Source organism: Sphingobium sp. SA2, assembly GCF_032227065.1.
Taxonomy (GTDB): Bacteria; Pseudomonadota; Alphaproteobacteria; order Sphingomonadales; family Sphingomonadaceae; genus Sphingobium.
Map to the genome: position 1 here is coordinate 795,311 of NZ_JAPMXX010000001.1, position 15,615 is coordinate 810,925.

At 63.4% G+C, this 15,615-nt stretch carries 13 protein-coding genes and 1 riboswitch; of the genes, 8 read left to right on the plus strand and 5 right to left on the minus strand.

What is annotated here, in order from left to right; genetic code table 11:
• Positions 1 to 44 precede the first annotated feature (44 nt).
• Positions 45 to 2,171 (minus strand): catalase, encoded by a 2,127-nt coding sequence (locus OVY48_RS03945; RefSeq protein WP_052027801.1) that lies wholly within the window; start codon positions 2,169 to 2,171, stop codon positions 45 to 47.
• Between the two features lie 317 nt (positions 2,172 to 2,488).
• Between OVY48_RS03945 and OVY48_RS03950 the strand changes: the two genes are divergently transcribed.
• The 4 genes from OVY48_RS03950 (at position 2,489) to OVY48_RS03965 (ending at position 6,543) form a co-directional block, all read left to right on the plus strand.
• The gene (locus tag OVY48_RS03950) at positions 2,489 to 3,232 is read left to right on the plus strand and encodes a Crp/Fnr family transcriptional regulator (RefSeq protein ID WP_193378899.1); all 744 of its coding nucleotides are present in this window, start codon (positions 2,489 to 2,491) and stop codon (positions 3,230 to 3,232) included.
• Positions 3,229 to 3,420 (plus strand): hypothetical protein, encoded by a 192-nt coding sequence (locus OVY48_RS03955; RefSeq protein ID WP_037477363.1) that lies wholly within the window; start codon positions 3,229 to 3,231, stop codon positions 3,418 to 3,420. Before OVY48_RS03950 ends, OVY48_RS03955 begins: the two co-directional genes overlap by 4 nt.
• A gap of 155 nt (positions 3,421 to 3,575) precedes the next feature.
• Entirely contained in the window at positions 3,576 to 4,694 is a 1,119-nt protein-coding gene (locus OVY48_RS03960; protein WP_313921881.1) for a PHB depolymerase family esterase, read from the plus strand.
• A gap of 100 nt (positions 4,695 to 4,794) precedes the next feature.
• Positions 4,795 to 6,543, plus strand: coding sequence for an acyl-CoA dehydrogenase C-terminal domain-containing protein (locus tag OVY48_RS03965; RefSeq protein ID WP_037477365.1), 1,749 nt, complete (start codon positions 4,795 to 4,797; stop codon positions 6,541 to 6,543).
• Here OVY48_RS03965 and OVY48_RS03970 read toward each other — a convergent pair.
• Positions 6,540 to 7,010: an Lrp/AsnC family transcriptional regulator gene (locus OVY48_RS03970; RefSeq protein ID WP_037477368.1), complete on the minus strand. Its 471-nt coding sequence runs from the start codon at positions 7,008 to 7,010 to the stop codon at positions 6,540 to 6,542. The two genes, OVY48_RS03965 and OVY48_RS03970, sit on opposite strands and share 4 nt — an antisense overlap.
• Before the next feature lie 124 nt (positions 7,011 to 7,134).
• Here OVY48_RS03970 and alr point away from each other — a divergent pair, with 124 nt between their 5' ends.
• The 4 genes from alr (at position 7,135) to OVY48_RS03990 (ending at position 11,441) form a co-directional block, all read left to right on the plus strand.
• Entirely contained in the window at positions 7,135 to 8,253 is a 1,119-nt protein-coding gene (alr, locus tag OVY48_RS03975; protein WP_052027741.1) for an alanine racemase, read from the plus strand.
• 3 nt (positions 8,254 to 8,256) lie between these two features.
• Positions 8,257 to 9,513 (plus strand): D-amino acid dehydrogenase, encoded by a 1,257-nt coding sequence (locus OVY48_RS03980; RefSeq protein ID WP_313921883.1) that lies wholly within the window; start codon positions 8,257 to 8,259, stop codon positions 9,511 to 9,513.
• Positions 9,514 to 9,532: 19 nt separating this feature from the next.
• Positions 9,533 to 9,880: a RidA family protein gene (locus OVY48_RS03985; RefSeq protein WP_037477371.1), complete on the plus strand. Its 348-nt coding sequence runs from the start codon at positions 9,533 to 9,535 to the stop codon at positions 9,878 to 9,880.
• A gap of 70 nt (positions 9,881 to 9,950) precedes the next feature.
• Positions 9,951 to 11,441, plus strand: coding sequence for an altronate dehydratase family protein (locus tag OVY48_RS03990; protein WP_313921884.1), 1,491 nt, complete (start codon positions 9,951 to 9,953; stop codon positions 11,439 to 11,441).
• Positions 11,442 to 11,450: 9 nt separating this feature from the next.
• Here OVY48_RS03990 and tenA read toward each other — a convergent pair whose 3' ends face one another.
• The 3 genes from tenA to OVY48_RS04005 all read right to left on the minus strand — a co-directional run bounded on the left by tenA (position 11,451) and on the right by OVY48_RS04005 (position 15,611).
• Positions 11,451 to 12,116 carry a thiaminase II gene (gene tenA, locus OVY48_RS03995; protein ID WP_237748765.1) on the minus strand — a complete coding sequence of 222 codons (666 nt, stop codon included), beginning with the start codon at positions 12,114 to 12,116 and terminating at the stop codon, positions 11,451 to 11,453.
• Between the two features lie 11 nt (positions 12,117 to 12,127).
• On the minus strand, positions 12,128 to 14,296 hold the full coding sequence (locus tag OVY48_RS04000) for a TonB-dependent receptor (protein ID WP_037473019.1): 2,169 nt from the start codon (positions 14,294 to 14,296) through the stop codon (positions 12,128 to 12,130).
• Positions 14,288 to 14,415: riboswitch (TPP riboswitch) on the minus strand. (Overlaps the previous gene by 9 nt.)
• Positions 14,416 to 14,606: 191 nt before the next feature.
• Entirely contained in the window at positions 14,607 to 15,611 is a 1,005-nt protein-coding gene (locus tag OVY48_RS04005) for an IS30 family transposase (protein ID WP_069064301.1), read from the minus strand.
• Between the last annotated feature and the right edge of the window lie 4 nt (positions 15,612 to 15,615).

A 15,615-nucleotide genomic window follows, 5' to 3' on the forward strand; every position in this document is an offset into this window, starting at 1 on the left:
CGGAGGCGAAAACGCATTCGCCCCCGGTTGATCGAAGATCGAGATCAGGCGTCGGGCACGGCGTCCAGATCCACGGTCATTTCCCGTGGCCAATGGCGCAGCCCGCGACAGGCGGTCAGCAGGCTCGTGGCATCTTTCGCTGTAGCAAGCGGCAGGCAGCCCTCGTCCAGATCGTCGGCGATACCCGCCTTTTCGAACAAGATCTGTGCCTCTGCCGTAAGCCCCATGAACTTGCAATGGGCAAAGGCGTCGGTGACGAAGTCCTTGGCCGCCGCATCCATCGCCAGCAACGCCGCACCATCCGCGGATGCGACCACCGCAACCGCATCATAGAGAACCGATGGTCCGCCATCGATCTTCTGCTTGGCCGCAACCGCCGTGCCATCGGACAGGGTAACGCCGCCGATCTTGGGCGCAATCACTTCATAAACCGCGCCTTCCTTGTCCACCGCCCTGACCAGCGCGTCGAACATCTTGGCATCGGCCCCATCGGCCAAAAGGATACCGAGCTTGCGGCCCTTGAAATTGTCCGGGCCATTTTTGAGGATGCTCAGCGCATCGGACGGCGGCAAGTCCATGATCGTGGCGCGCGCCGCCTTCGCAGGCTCCGGCAGGGCCATGCCCAAACCATCGGCGACAGTAGCCGCCAGTTCCTCATCGATATTACGCAGATGCGATACCGTCCGCGACCGGATGTCGGGCCGCTCGACCTTGCTCAGTTCGAACACGATCGCATCGCCGATATGCTTCTGCTCGATCGGCATCTGGCTGATATAGAATTGCCGCGCCTGGCTATAATGATCGGCAAAACTCTCCGACCGGACCCGTTGCTTGGGGCCGTCCTCGACCGTGGCGACACTGACGAAACCCTTGGCCGGATCTTCGCGCGGACCACCCTGTTCGGCGCCCCAGCTATTGGGCTCGTAATTGGCCCGACCCTTGGGATTGCGCATCGCCATATGCCCGTCCTGCTGGAAATGGGCCATCGGGCATTTGGGCGCATTGATGGGGATATGCGTGAAGTTGGGACCGCCCAGCCGCTTGAGCTGGGTGTCAAGATAGGAGAAATTGCGACCCTGCAGCAGCGGATCATTGCTGAAGTCGATGCCGGGCGGCACATTCTGCGTGCAGAAGGCGACCTGCTCGGTCTCGGCAAAGAAATTATCGACCACCCGATCAAGCACCAGCCGTCCGACGATCCGCACCGGGATCAATTCTTCGGGGATCAGCTTGGTCGCGTCGAGAACATCGAAATCGAAACTGTCGGCGAACGCATCGTCAAACAACTGCACGCCCAATTCCCATTCGGGGAAATCGCCCGCATTGATCGCGTCCCACAGGTCGCGGCGATGGAAATCCGGGTCGGCCCCGTTGATCTTGACCGCCTCGTTCCAGGCGACCGACTGCAAACCTTGCTTGGGCTTCCAATGGAATTTGACGAAGGTCGACTTGCCCTCGGCATCGACCAGGCGGAAAGTATGGACGCCAAACCCTTCCATAGTGCGCAGCGAGCGCGGGATCGCCCGGTCGGACATCGTCCACATCACCATATGCATGGCTTCGGGCGACAGGCTGATGAAATCCCAGAAATTGTCATGCGCGGTCTGCGCCTGTGGGAAATCCCGATCCGGCTCAGGCTTGGCGGCATGCACCAGATCGGGAAATTTGATCGCATCCTGAATGAAAAAGACCGGGATGTTATTGCCGACCAGATCCCAATTGCCTTCCTGCGTATAGAGCTTGACCGCAAAGCCGCGCACATCGCGGGCAAGGTCGGCTGACCCCTTCGATCCGGCAACAGTCGAAAAGCGCACGAACGCAGGCACCTTCTCGCCCACCCGCTGCAGCACATCGGCGCGCGTCACATCGCTCAGCGATTCCGTCAGCTCAAAATAGCCATGCGCGCCATAGCCGCGGGCATGAACGACGCGCTCCGGGATGCGCTCATGATCGAAATGAAACATCTTCTCGCGAAAATGCATATCTTCCAGCAGCGTCGGCCCGCGCGCGCCCTGTTTCAGCGAATTTTGGTTGTCCGCGACGGGAATGCCCTGGGCGGTCGTCAAGGTCGCAACGTCACCGCCTGCAATCTGATGGGTCTCGCCGCCATCCGCCTGCGGTTCGGCATAAACATCGGACACGCCATCGGCGGGCGGCGGGGGCGGGGCCATGCGGGCCGATTGCTCGGCGATCTTGCCGGATGCGCTGGCGGGTTTGTCTGACTTGGCCATGAGAATTCCTCAACTGGAGAGCGCGCACATAGGCGAACAAGGGCAATGCCATGCTCAGCGACATGCGCAGGGACGGTCTGCAGAAATGCTACGTCACGGAAACACTCGGCAACGTTGCAAGTTGCCGCGGTCTGGCAAATACTAATCTGCGTCATAACGTTTTGTGGCCATGGCTCGGATATACTGGCGCAGCGGGCCGTTTGGACTGTCACGGGCGATCGGGGCAAAGATCGCCATTATAGGTGAAGGACGATATATTGTTCACGGATCGGTTTTTGAAAGGACGTCGGGGCGTCCAACTGGGCGCGGAAGAACGCGCTGTATTGGAAGGTGCCATATCCGAAGTCCGCAGCATCGACGCGCGCGCTACCATCGTCAGCGCTGGCGACCCGTTATCCAACAGCACATTGCTGATCGACGGCTTCATGTGCCGCTATCTCGATGACCGGGAAGGCATGCGCCAACTTGTCGCGGTGCAAGTGCCGGGCGATTTCGTCGATCTCCACGCCTATCCGCTCAAGACGCTCGACCATGATGTCGCCACCCTGACCGCGGCCACCGTCGCGATCGTCCCCCACCGCGCCTTGGACGGCATCAACGCGACCATGCCGGAACTGACCCGAAAATTATGGTTCTCGACCCTGCTCGATGCCGCCATCCACCGGGCCTGGCTGTTCCGGCTCGGTCGGTTGGACGCAGTCGGCCGCGTCGCGCATTTTCTGAGCGAAACAAACGCCCGGCTTCTGCCCGTCGGCCTGAGCGACGGAAGCCGCTTTGCACTGGGCATCACCCAGAACGACATCGCCGAAATATGTGGCATCACCAACGTCCACGCCAATCGCGTCCTGCGCCAGTTGCGCGAGGAGGGGCTCTGCGTCTTCCGCTCGTCGCTCGTCGATATTCTCGACGTCCGGGGTCTCGCCAGGCGGGGGCAATTCAATCCCGACTATCTGTACATCGATGCCGATCCTACCAAACCCAACGAAAGCCAAGCCTCATGAGGTCTCCCCCTCCCATCGCCGGCACGCAGACGCGGCCCGGCATAGCCAGCGCGGAAGCCGGGCTGGTATTGCTCGACGGTCCCGACGGTATCGCCGTAACCATGACCGCTTACGCCGCATCGGAAACGGGCAAGAGCCTGATCGAAGCCGCCCAACGCGCCGAACATTGGACCGAGCCAGAGGTGTAGGAATATGCTGCGTTGCGGCAGAATGAAGAAATTTATCCTCACATCTCCATGAAGATAAGGGGAATAGGCATCATATTCCATTGTGCGATGCAGCAACTATCTGGGCGGTTCAGCCATTATAGCATAATATATGCGCAAGCCGCACCGGAGACCCCATGATGACCCGTCTAAGTTCCACCATTACCCAACTCGCCAAATTCCGGGCGATGGCCCACGGCGCGTCGGCCGATCCGGTCAAGGATCGCCTGGACGACCTGATCGCCTTCGGCAGCAACCCCGGTGCCCTGCGCGCCAGAATCTATGTGCCCGCAAATCTGGCCAAAGGCGCGGCGCTGGTCGTCGTCCTCCATGGCTGCACTCAGAATGCGGCGGGCTATGATCATGGCGCAGGCTGGTCGCAACTTGCCGATGAGCAGGGCTTTGCGCTGCTCTTCCCCGAACAGCAGCGCTCGAACAATCCCAACCTCTGCTTCAACTGGTTCTCGCCGGTCGATTCCCGGCGCGATTCCGGCGAAGCCCTGTCGATCCGCCAGATGATCGATACCATGGTTGCCACCCATGACATCGACCAAAGCCGCATCTTCGTGACCGGCCTGTCCGCGGGCGGCGCGATGACCTCGATCATGCTGGCCTGCTACCCCGAACTGTTCACGGGCGGCGCGATCATCGCCGGGCTGCCCTTTGGTTGCGCGGCGTCCGTCAACGACGCCTTCGCCCGCATGCGCGGCGAGGGCTATCCCGCTGACGACCGCCTGCCCGAACTGGTCAAGGCAGCGTCCGGCCATCAGGGACCATGGCCAACCATTTCCGTCTGGCAGGGCAGCGCCGACCAGACCGTCGCCCCCTCCAATGCCGACCGCATCCTCGCCCAGTGGCAGGCGCTGCACGGCGTTGATAGCTTGCCCACTGAGCGCGCAATCATCGACGGCAGCCCCCGCCGCACCTGGCGCGACAAAAAGGGCAGGGCGGTCATCGAGTCCTATGAGATTGTCGGTATGGGCCATGGCACGCCACTCAACACCGTCGGCCCGGACGGCCATGGCAACGCCGCGCCCTATATGCTGGAGGCAGGCATCTCCTCGACCGGACAGATCGCTCAGGCTTGGGGGCTGATGACCGCCACACCCGCCCGCAAATCCGCCCCCACGCCCGGCGAACGCATCCGGCCGCAACCCATGCACGCCAGAAAGCCAACCTCAAAGCCAGCGCACAAGGCGACCGGCGTCAGCGCCATCATCGAAGACGCGCTGCGCAAGGCCGGACTGATGCGATGATCGGATAGAGGGGCCGCGCCGGGAGGCCGGCCCCTCGGCGGATAGTTGACTGTAACAGCTGTTTGGTGTAGTCCTCATCTACGCCAGCAGGAGAGGCCCGATGTACAGCTACGTCCCCCCGATCGACGATTACCGCTTCCTGTTGACGCACGTCCTGCGCTTCGATGAAGCGATGGCCGATGTCGGCAAGGATGTGGACGCGGACCTCGCAGTCGCCGTGCTGGAAGAGGCGGGACGCCTCTGCGCCGACCGGCTCCAGCCCCTCAACCGAGAAGGCGACGAACAGGGCAGCCGCCTTGTAGACGGGGCCGTCGTCACCCCGCCCGGCTTTGCCGACGCCTATCGCGAATTCGTGGCGGCTGGCTGGCCCGCGCTCGCCGCGTCGCCGGACCATGGCGGGCAGGGGCTGCCCTTCATCCTCCAACTTTGGCTCGACGAAATGCTGTCGGCCACCAACCTGTCCTTCGGCCTTTTCCCCGGCCTGACGCGCGGCGCGGTGGAGGCGATCATCGCTCATGCCAGCGAAGACTTGAAAGCCGCCTATCTCGCCCCGCTGGTTAGCGGCGAATGGACCGGCGCAATGGCGCTGACCGAAAGCGGCGCAGGCACCGACCTGGCGCTGCTCAAGACCAAGGCCGTGCCGCTGGGCGATGGCCGCCACGCCGTGACCGGCCAGAAAATCTTCATCTCGTCGGGCGATCATGATTTTGGCGGCAATATCGTCCACCTCGTCCTCGCGCGCCTCCCCGACGCCCCGCCCGGCGTCAAGGGGATCAGCCTCTTCCTCGTCCCCAAATTCCTGCCCGACGCCGATGGCGGCTTCACCATCCGCAACAGCATGTCGGTCGGCGCGCTCGAAAAGAAGATGGGCATCCACGCCCAGCCCACCTGCGTCATGAATTATGACGAGGCGACCGGCTGGCTGGTGGGCGAACCGCATCGCGGCCTCGCCGCCATGTTCACGATGATGAACGCCGAACGATTGATGGTCGGCATCCAGGGGTTGGGCATTGCCGGCGCCGCCTATGGCCAAGCGGCAAGCTATGCCAAGGAACGGCTACAGGGCCGCAGCGCCGATGGCAGCCGCAACCCCGTGGCGATCATCGAACATGCCGATGTCCGCCGCATGCTGCTCACCATCCGTGCCTTTGTCGAGGCGGGCCGCGCACTGGCGGGCTGGACCGCGCTCCAACTCGATCGCGCCCACGCCCATTCCGATGCCGCCGAGCGCGCCAAGGCCGACGCGTTCGTCGCGCTGCTGACCCCGGTGGTCAAGGCGGCCTTCACTGACATGGGCTTTGAAAGCGCGGTGCAGGCGCAGCAGGTTTTTGGCGGCCATGGCTACATCCGCGAATGGGGCATGGAACAATATGTCCGCGACGCCCGCATCGCCCAGATTTACGAAGGCACCAACGGCGTGCAGGCGATGGATCTGGTCGCGCGCAAACTGCCCCTGTCCGGCGGCGCTGTGGTCGAAGGCTTTTTCGACCTGATCACCGCCGATCTCGACGCCACCGACCTGCCGATCGCGACCCGCACCCGTGAAGCGCTCGCTCGGTTACGCGATGTCACCGCCTCGCTACGCGGCGCATCGGTCGATGCGTCGGGCGCGGCTGATGCGTCGGGCGCGGCTGCGGTCGACTATCTGCGCCTCTTCGCCCTCGTCGCCATGGGTTGGATGTGGACCCGCATGGCCGCCGCCGCACAGGACGACACGCCGCTGCACCAGGCCAAACGGTCCGTCGCCGCCTTCTTCGCGCAGCGCATGCTGCCCCAGGCCGACGCCCTGGCCGCCAGCATCATGGCAGGCGAAGACACGTTGATGGCGCTGGGAGCGGACGCTTTTTAACCCGCGCCCTTGCCTCGGCGCGGGCGCAGCGCATCGCGCATGGCGATGTTGGAATTGATCCGCGTCACGCCGGGCATGCGCGACAATATCTCGCTATGGATGCGTTCATAGGCGTCCACACTGTCCGCCTCGACGCGCAGCCAATAATCGACCGCGCCGGTCATCAGGAAACATTCGCGGATTTCCGGGCATTGCCGCACCGCATGCTCGAACCGCGCGAGATAATCCTCGGTCTGCCGATCCAGCGTCACCTGTACTACGACATTGACCAGCGGGCTGTCATCGCGCCCGCCCGCGACGATCGTATAGCCGCGAATGACGCCCTGCGCTTCCAATTGCCGGATGCGCCGATGGCAGGCGGACGGCGACAGGCCGACCTCCGCTGCGATCTCCGCATTGGACCGGCGCGCATTGAGCTTGAGCAAGCGCAGGATGGCGCGGTCGGTCGTATCGAAGGAAATGGCCATATATGCGAATCTCTTGAACTATTCTGCGATTTCACAGCATGAAATGGAATATTCTTCGATCATTCGCCATCCCATTTCGAAGAAACGTGATCTACAGTGCCGCAAGATGAGAAGGGGAAGCGGCATGGATTTGCAGATGGCGGGCAATTTGCGCATCGACCTTGCCGCACTGGTCGCCAACTACCGGCTGATCGCGGCGCAGGTGGCGCCCGCCAGTGTCGCGGGCGTGGTCAAGGCCAATGCCTATGGACTCGGCGCAGCCGAAATATCACGCGCATTGCTCGATGCGGGCTGCCGCCACTTTTTCGTCGCCCATCTGTGCGAAGCCACCGCCTTGCGACCCCATCTGCCGACCGACGCCACCCTCTATATCCTCAATGGCGTGCAACCCGGCGCAGAGGCGGTTTGCGCAGCGATCGGCGCGTTGCCCGTCCTCAATTCGCTCGAACAGATTGACGGCTGGGCGGCAGTGGCCCGCACACAGGGCCATGCGCTCCCGGCGGTGATTCAGGTCGATAGTGGCATGTCGCGCCTCGGCCTCGCATCTGCAGAACTCGCCACCCTGCGCGATCAGCCGGATCGGCTGGCAGGCATCGACGTGCGACTGGTCATGACCCATCTCGCCTGCGCCGACCATCCCGACGACAGCTTCAACGAACATCAGCGCGCCACTTTCGATGCGATCGCCCGGCAATTCCCCGGCGTGCCCCGCTCCATCGACAATTCGGGCGGCGCCATGACGGCGGGCGTCACCCATGGCGACATCGTCCGCGCCGGCATCGCGCTTTATGGCGGCGCGCCCCATGGCGAGCCCAACCCGATGCACGCCGTTGTCTCTCTCGACGCCTATATCGTTCAATTGCGCACCGTCGAAGCCGGGGCTGGGGTCGGCTATGGCCTCACTCATCGCTTCGATCGCCCTTCGCACGTCGCTACCGTGTCGGTCGGCTATGCCGATGGCTGGCCCCGGCATCTGAGCAACCGGGGCTTTGCCTATATCGGTGGCGTGCGCGCGCCGATCGTCGGCCGCGTCTCGATGGACAGCCTCGCGCTCGATGTCACCGATGTCCCCGACTATCTCCTCTATCCTGCAGCAGCGGTCGAACTCATCGGTCCGCACCAGTCGATCGATGATGTCGCGGCACAAGCGGACACGATATCCTACGAGATTTTGACCCGGCTCGGCCCCCGCTACGCGCGCACCTATCTGCCCGCGCCCGCCGCCGCCATTCAGGAGCAATAAGCCATGAAGATCGTCATTTTGGGCGGCGGCGTCGTCGGCGTCACCTCCGCTTGGTATCTGTCACAGGCCGGCCATGAAGTCGTCGTCATCGACCGCCAGAGCGGCGTCGCGCAGGAAACCAGCTTCGCCAATGCGGGCGAAATCTCGCCCGGCTATGCCTCCCCCTGGGCCGCGCCCGGCATCCTGGCCAAGGCGATGCGCTGGCTGTTCATGCAGCATGCACCGCTGATCCTGCGCCCCAATATCGATATGGCGATGATCCGCTGGATGATCGCGATGCTCGGCAATTGTAACGCGGCCGACTATCGCATCAACAAGGGGCGGATGGTGCGCCTCGCCGAATATAGTCGTGATCAGTTGATCGCGCTGCGCGTCGCGACCGGCATCCGCTATGACGAACGCACCCAGGGCACGCTGCAACTCTTCCGCGAACAAAAGCAGCTGGACGGCATCGCCAAGGATATCGAGGTGCTGCGCGCCGACAATGTGCCGTTCGAAGTCCTCGACCGCGCCGGTTGCATCGCCGCCGAACCAGGCCTCGCCGCCAGCGCATCGCCGATCGCAGGCGGGCTTCGTTTGCCCAATGACGAAACCGGTGACTGTTTCAAATTCACCAATAGTCTCGCCGACATGGCCCGCGCACGCGGCGTCCAGTTCCTGATGGGCCGCACCATCCACGGATTGGCGCGCGAAGCCGGCCGGATCAGCCATGTCGTCACCAGCGATGGCCCCGTCACCGGCGATGCCTATCTCGTCGCCATGGGCAGTTTCTCGCCGCTGCTCCTCGCCCCGCTCGGCCTGCGTCTGCCGGTCTATCCGGTGAAGGGCTATTCGATCACCGTGCCGATCGTGCAGGAGGACGCCGCGCCGGTCTCGACCCTGCTCGATGAAAGCTACAAGGTCGCGATCACGCGGCTGGGCGATCGCATCCGGGTCGGCGGCATGGCCGAACTATCGGGCTATACCAATGACCTGCCGCAAGCGCGCCGCGACACGCTCGACCATAGTGTCGGCACGCTCTTCCCCGGCGCAGGGGACTTGTCGCAGGCCACCTTCTGGAGCGGCCTGCGGCCTATGACCCCTGATTCCACCCCGGTCATCGGCGCGACGCCGCTCGACAATCTGTTCCTCAACACCGGCCATGGCACGCTCGGCTGGACCATGGCCTGCGGATCAGGCCAGGTGATCGCCGACATCATCGGCGGCCGTCCCCCCGCGATCGAAACCGCTGATCTTGGTCTCGCCCGCTACCGCCGCTGACTTTTCAAGGAGAAGAATCATGACCATCACCCGCATCGAAACCGGCCCGCGTATGAGCGAAGCGGTCATCCATGGCGACACCGTCTATCTCGCGGGCCAGGTCGGCACGCCGGGCGAGAGCGTCACCAACCAGACGCAGGAAACGCTCGCCGAGATCGAGCGCTTGCTGGCGCTGGCGGGCAGCAGCAAAGCGAACATCCTGCGCGCCACCATCTGGCTCGCCGACATGGCCGATTTCACGGAAATGAACGCCGTCTGGGACGCCTGGATCGCGGACGTTCCCGCACCAACGCGTGCAACCGGCGAGGCGAAGCTCGCCGACCCAGGCTATAAGGTCGAAATCATCATCACCGCCGCCCGCGCCTGATGGACAAGGCTGTCCATCAGCGGGGCAGCGCCCTTGTGCCACCGGTAGCATAGCTGCTACGCCGCCATCTATGGACCAACTCCCTGCCGCGACCCGCATTGCCGCAACCGACAATGTCGCCATCGCTCTGCGCGACCTCGACGCGGGCGAGACGGTGTCAATTTGTGAAACCAGTGTCCGGGTCGCTGTACGAATTGCGCGCGGCCATAAGGTCGCACTTCGCCCCATCGCGGCGGGGGAAGCCGTGCTGCGCTATGGCTGGCCCATCGGTACGGCGACGCAACCCGTCGCGCCGGGTGATCATGTCCACAGCCATAACCTCACCACCAACCTGAAGGCGGAAGAACCCTACACCTTCGTCCCCGTCCCATCGGCCGCCGCCGCTCCGACCTCCCGCTGGACCTTCCAGGGCTATCGTCGCGCCGACGGCTCGGTCGGCACCCGCAATGAAATATGGGTCATCCCGACCGTCGGCTGCGTCGCCCGCACTGCCGATCGCGTCGCACAGCAGGCCGCCATCCGCCACGCCGGGCGCGTCGATGCCATCCTTGCCTTCCCCCATCCGCTGGGCTGCTCGCAACTGGGCGATGATCTTGACGCCACCGCGCGCCTGCTCGCAGCGCTCGCTTGCAATCCCAATGCCGCCGGCGTCCTGCTCATCGGGCTGGGCTGTGAAGAAAACCAGCTTGCCGCCCTGTTGCAACGCATCCCGCCAGACCGCCGAGACCGCATCCGCAGCGTCGGTGCACAGATCAGCGCCGACGAATATGCCGACGCCGCCACCGCCATCGACGCCCTGGTCGAAACCGCCGCGCAGGACGAGCGCGAGGAAGTCGGCATCGACGCCTTGCGCCTTGGCCTCAAATGCGGCGGCTCGGACGGCCTCTCTGGCCTGACCGCCAACCCCCTAATCGGTCGCGCCGCCGATGTCGTGACCGGCGCAGGCGGGCAAGCGATACTCACCGAAATCCCGGAAATATTCGGCGCCGAACGGCTGTTGATGCAGCGCGCCGCCGATGCCGACATCTTCGATGCGCTGGTTGCCTTGGTCAATCGCTTCAAGCGCTATTTCATCGACCATGGCGAGCCGATCTCGGAAAATCCCAGCCCCGGCAATGTCGCAGGCGGCATCACCACGCTAGAGGAAAAATCACTGGGCGCGGTGCAGAAGGGCGGCCATGCCCCGGTCACCGACGTCCTCGCTTATGGCGAAACCCTGCGCCGCCCTGGCCTAACGATCCTCGAAGCCCCCGGCAATGATGCCGTCTCCACGACGGCACTGGCAGCGGCGGGCGCGACCATCACGCTCTTCTCCACCGGGCGCGGCACCCCGCTCGGCAGCCCGATCCCGACGCTCAAACTTGCCACCAACCATGACCTTGCCCGCCGTAAACCCGGCTGGATCGACTTCGATGCCGCTATGGTGCTGGACGAGGGGCTGGACACCGCAACCGACGCACTCATGACCCGCATCTGCGCGATCGCGTCGGGCGAACCCGCCCGCAACGAGATCAACGGCGAACGCGACATCGCCATCTGGAAGCGCGGCGTGACGTTGTAACCGACCCGATCAGATCGGCCAAGCCTCGCGCCGATAGGCCGAGTCCCAGAACATCCACTCATAGCGCGTCGCCACGCGGAACGCCTGGGCCATAGCGTCCCGCACGGCCGGACTCGCCGCCTCCGCTGCTGCATCCACCAACGCCCGCACACGATCTGTCGCTTCGCCAAATTCAGGCGCGGCATAGGTGTCGATCCACGGCGCATAGGGGTTGGGGCTGACAGCCTGCGGCCGGATCGCGCAGCCCACTTCCCAATAGACCCAGAAGCACGGCAATATCCCCGCGATCAATTCCTCATAAGTCCGCGTCGCGGCCAGGCTGGCGAGATAGCCGGTATAGCCCCGGCACGCCGGGCTGGGCTCGACCGCCGCCGCCATGTCGCCGCTTACCCCGAACTGCGCGAAAAAGGCCTGGTGCAAACCTTCCTCGACCTGCACTGCCACCTTGGCCCCATCGGAAAATTCCAGCCGCCCGGCCGCACTCGGCGCGCGCGCCGCCGCGATCGCCAGCACCCGCGCATATTCGGCGAGGTAGAGGCTGTCCTGCACGATATAGTGCTGGAAACTGGCCGACGGCAATGTCCCCGCCGCCAGTTCGGTCAGGAAAGGGTGGGCCAAGATGGCTTGCCGCAACGGCGCGACCTCGTCCCAAATCTCTGCGCAAAAGCTCATCATCTCGTCTCCTGTCAGAACTTGACTGAGGCGCTCGCCCCGAACTGGCGGCCGGTATTGATCGTGAAACTGTCGAACGGCCCATTGGGACCAATCCCCAACAACAGCGGCAATTGCTGCTGGCCAAAGGCGGAGATCGCCCAGCGCTTGTCGAACAGATTTTTCGCCCAGATGTCGAACGTCCAAGCGCCCTGCGTCACGCCGATCCGCCCGTCGACCGACGTATAGCCCGGCGTATGCAAGATATTGTCGATCTCGAAATCCACCCGCGACACATAAGCGACGCTCAGCCGCGCATCGACCAGCGCTGGTCCTGCCGCGCCCTCCCAGCCGATCCCGCCATTGACCGTCCAGTCGGGCGCATTGGGCGTCCGCTTACCGCTCATATCGACGATCGCCGGTTCACCCGACTCCGGCGTCGGATTGGGGGTCAGATAGCGACCCGTGCGGCTATGCGTCCAGGCGATCCCGCCATCGACGCGGAACCCTGCGCCCAGCGCCACATCGCCCGACGCCTCCAACCCATGGACATCGACTTGCGGCACCGACAGCACCACCGAATTGCCCAGGAAGACCGTATTCTGGAAATTGCTATAGTCGGTGACGAAGCCCGCGATCGACCCACGCACCCGGCCATCGCTGCTCTGCGCCTTGACGCCGACCTCGACCGACTTGGTCGTCTCGCCGGGGAACACGGCTTGCCACACATCCGTCGCGCCGGGCAGGGGATTGAACCCGCCCGCCTTGAAACCAACCGCGCCGGTCACATAAGCGGTCAGGTTCGCATTGGGCCGCCACGCCAGCGAAACCTTGGGCTGCCATTTGTCAAACGTCCGCGCCCGCTGCGCCACCAGCGCGCCGCTTGTCGAGCCGACCGTATCTTCCTTGCGCCGATCGCGGTCGTAGCGCAGCGCGGCGGTCAATTCGATCTGCGGCGCAATGTCGTAGCTCGCCTGAGCGAAGACACCGATCTGGTTCGAGCGTGTCTCCGCGCGTAACGCTTCCGCGCCGAACAGCAAAGGCCCGAAATCGTCGGTCCGGTCGCGCTCCAGCCGCTGGAAAAACAGCCCGACATGCCAACGTAGCGGACCATCGGTCATCGATGTCAGCCGCAACTCGCTGGTCCAGGCCAGAATATCAACGGGTTGAGAGATGGGCTGGATACCATCTGGAAAGAGCGGAATACCGCCTAGCGTGATTGGCGTGTCGTTGCGGAAATCCAGTTCCTCGACGAAATCCTTATGATATTCGTCATAGCCGCCGGTCCAGCTCAGGCTCAGGGTATCACCCAGCAGCTGCTCATAAGTCGCTTGAACGCCCCAATAATTGCGGTCGGAACGTCCCTCGAAATCGCCGAACGGATCGGTCAGCGCATCGCCTGCCAGCCTACCACCGTAAAGACCGGTCACATTGCCCGACGAGATATAGGCCGCGCCGCCTTCCTCCTCGGCCCAACTCGCGCGCAGTTTGAAGGTCGCGGTTTCGCTCAGCACCATCGTCGCCTTCAGCCGCAGGTTGCGGCTGATCTGGCCATCGACTTTTTTGTCGAGGAAGCTGTTGCGGATGAACCCTTCGCTGTTGCGATAGGAACCCGCCAACCGCACTTGCACACGGTCGGACAGCGGCGCATTGACCACGCCATCGGCGGTCCAAGTGAACCCATTGCCGATACCGACCGCCGCTTCGCCACCCCAATCCGGGCCGGGCTCATTCGTCGCCACGGCAATCGCGCCGCCCGATGCCGAGCGGCCGAACAGCGCGCCCTGCGGTCCCTTCAATATCTCGACCCGCGCGACATCATAGGTTCGCAGGGTGAAGAGTTCGGAATCGGCCAGCGCCAAACCATCAACGATATAAGCGATAGAAGGCGACTGGCTGCGATTGGTCGATACGCCACGTACCGATATCAAATTCGTACCTGGATCCTGATCATTGATGATGAAGATGCCCGGCGTTGCCGCGATGAAATCGTCGATCGTCGTCATCTTGCGCGCGGCAATGGCGGCGGGACCATAGACGGTCACCGTATCGGGGACGCCGATCTGCGCTTCCTCGCGCCCCCGCGCCGTGACGATGATGCGATCCGCCTCGCTCCCTTCGGCCGCCCGCGCCGCATTGGACAATACGAATGCGAAGGGTAGGGTGGACAGACAGGTAAACGAGATGATGGCGTAACGACGCATAGTCCCTATTCCTCCGCCGGTATGAGCCGGATCAGGTTCGCGGGTTTGCGGACTAGGCACCCCTTGCGCCCGATCCGCGTCTCAGCCCTGACAGCGCCAGGACACCCCGTGGGTGAATGTGCGCCTGCGACTATGCGCAGAATGTGCGAACGTCAAACGCTTCCGTGATTGGGAGGGGCCGCATAGTTTATGCTGCGGCTAGCTCCATCGAAACGCCGCAAACAAAGGCGGTTTCGATTTGAAGCGCGACATCCATGGGATGCGTAGCATTTCATCCAGGGTGGGGCGAGCCCCACCCTGGATGGCAAATCTACCGGGCGTTGAGGAGGGTGATTTGCTCTCCCAGAACGTCATGCGGGGTGCGATAGTTCAGGCACTTGCGAGGGGTGCTGTTGATGCGATCAGCAACGGCCTGGATTTCCTTATCCGATAGCAACGCCAGGTCCGTGTCAGACGGCAGGAAGCGCCGTATGCGACCGTTGCTGTTTTCCACGCTGCCCTTTTGCCAGGGTGCCGATGGCAGGCAGAAATAGCTCGTCATCGCGAGTTTCTTCTGGAGTGTCACAAAGGCAGCAAATTCCGTTCCCCGGTCAAAGGTGATGCTCTGACGCAGGGAAGGGGGCAGCATGTGCAAGTGGTGCTGGATTCCCGACATGACGCCGGCGGAATGCCGACTGGGATTGCGGGCGAGGATAGTAAACCGGCTGCGGCGCTCGACCAGCGAGGTGAGGTTGGCTTTGCCATATTCCAACCTGAAGATCATCAGGTCGCCTTCCCAATGACCAAAGCTGCTGCGATTACCGATTTCGGAAGGGCGTTTGCCAATGGTGTTGGCCAAAGGGATATGCAGACCGCGGGGCTTGCGCGCATAGCGCTGCCGTCGAGATCGACGGGCAACAGGCAGAAGGCGCCACAGGCCCTGGCTTCGTCCGTCCGGCCCATAGACGAACTGGTAGATGGTCTCGTGACAGACGGCTTCACGATTACCGCGATGGCGTCGAAGGTATCCCGCAATCTGCTCCGGCGACCAGGCTGCTGACAAGCGGTCGGCGATATAGGCGGCAAGCTCGGGCTTTCGGGCGATTTTGCCGCCACGCACCCGGCGCCTGTCCGCCATCGTTTGTGCGGCCGTTGGAAAATAGCCACGAAACACCGGCTCGTCATCGAGATGCTGATTACGTTTGAGCTCGCGATAGATGGTCGAACGATGTCGCTGCAGCGACGCTGCTATCTGATGCACGGACCGCCCGGTTGCAGCCAGTTGATAGATCTGTCGCCGCTCATCCAAACCCAGATGCTGGTAGCCGTTCATCATGTGC

What these genes read in the sequence shown, in the direction of transcription:
- OVY48_RS03945 (WP_052027801.1), bottom strand. Translation starts at nt 2,171, where the DNA reads ATGGCCCCGCCCCCGCCGCCCGCCGATGGCGTGTCCGATGTTTATGCC.
- OVY48_RS03955 (WP_037477363.1), top strand. Translation starts at nt 3,229, where the DNA reads ATGAGGTCTCCCCCTCCCATCGCCGGCACGCAGACGCGGCCCGGCATA.
- OVY48_RS03960 (WP_313921881.1), top strand. Translation starts at nt 3,576, where the DNA reads ATGATGACCCGTCTAAGTTCCACCATTACCCAACTCGCCAAATTCCGG.
- OVY48_RS03965 (WP_037477365.1), top strand. Translation starts at nt 4,795, where the DNA reads ATGTACAGCTACGTCCCCCCGATCGACGATTACCGCTTCCTGTTGACG.
- OVY48_RS03970 (WP_037477368.1), bottom strand. Translation starts at nt 7,010, where the DNA reads ATGGCCATTTCCTTCGATACGACCGACCGCGCCATCCTGCGCTTGCTC.
- alr (WP_052027741.1), top strand. Translation starts at nt 7,135, where the DNA reads ATGGATTTGCAGATGGCGGGCAATTTGCGCATCGACCTTGCCGCACTG.
- OVY48_RS03980 (WP_313921883.1), top strand. Translation starts at nt 8,257, where the DNA reads ATGAAGATCGTCATTTTGGGCGGCGGCGTCGTCGGCGTCACCTCCGCT.
- OVY48_RS03985 (WP_037477371.1), top strand. Translation starts at nt 9,533, where the DNA reads ATGACCATCACCCGCATCGAAACCGGCCCGCGTATGAGCGAAGCGGTC.
- OVY48_RS03990 (WP_313921884.1), top strand. Translation starts at nt 9,951, where the DNA reads ATGGACCAACTCCCTGCCGCGACCCGCATTGCCGCAACCGACAATGTC.
- tenA (WP_237748765.1), bottom strand. Translation starts at nt 12,116, where the DNA reads ATGATGAGCTTTTGCGCAGAGATTTGGGACGAGGTCGCGCCGTTGCGG.
- OVY48_RS04000 (WP_037473019.1), bottom strand. Translation starts at nt 14,296, where the DNA reads ATGCGTCGTTACGCCATCATCTCGTTTACCTGTCTGTCCACCCTACCC.
- OVY48_RS04005 (WP_069064301.1), bottom strand. Translation starts at nt 15,611, where the DNA reads ATGATGAACGGCTACCAGCATCTGGGTTTGGATGAGCGGCGACAGATC.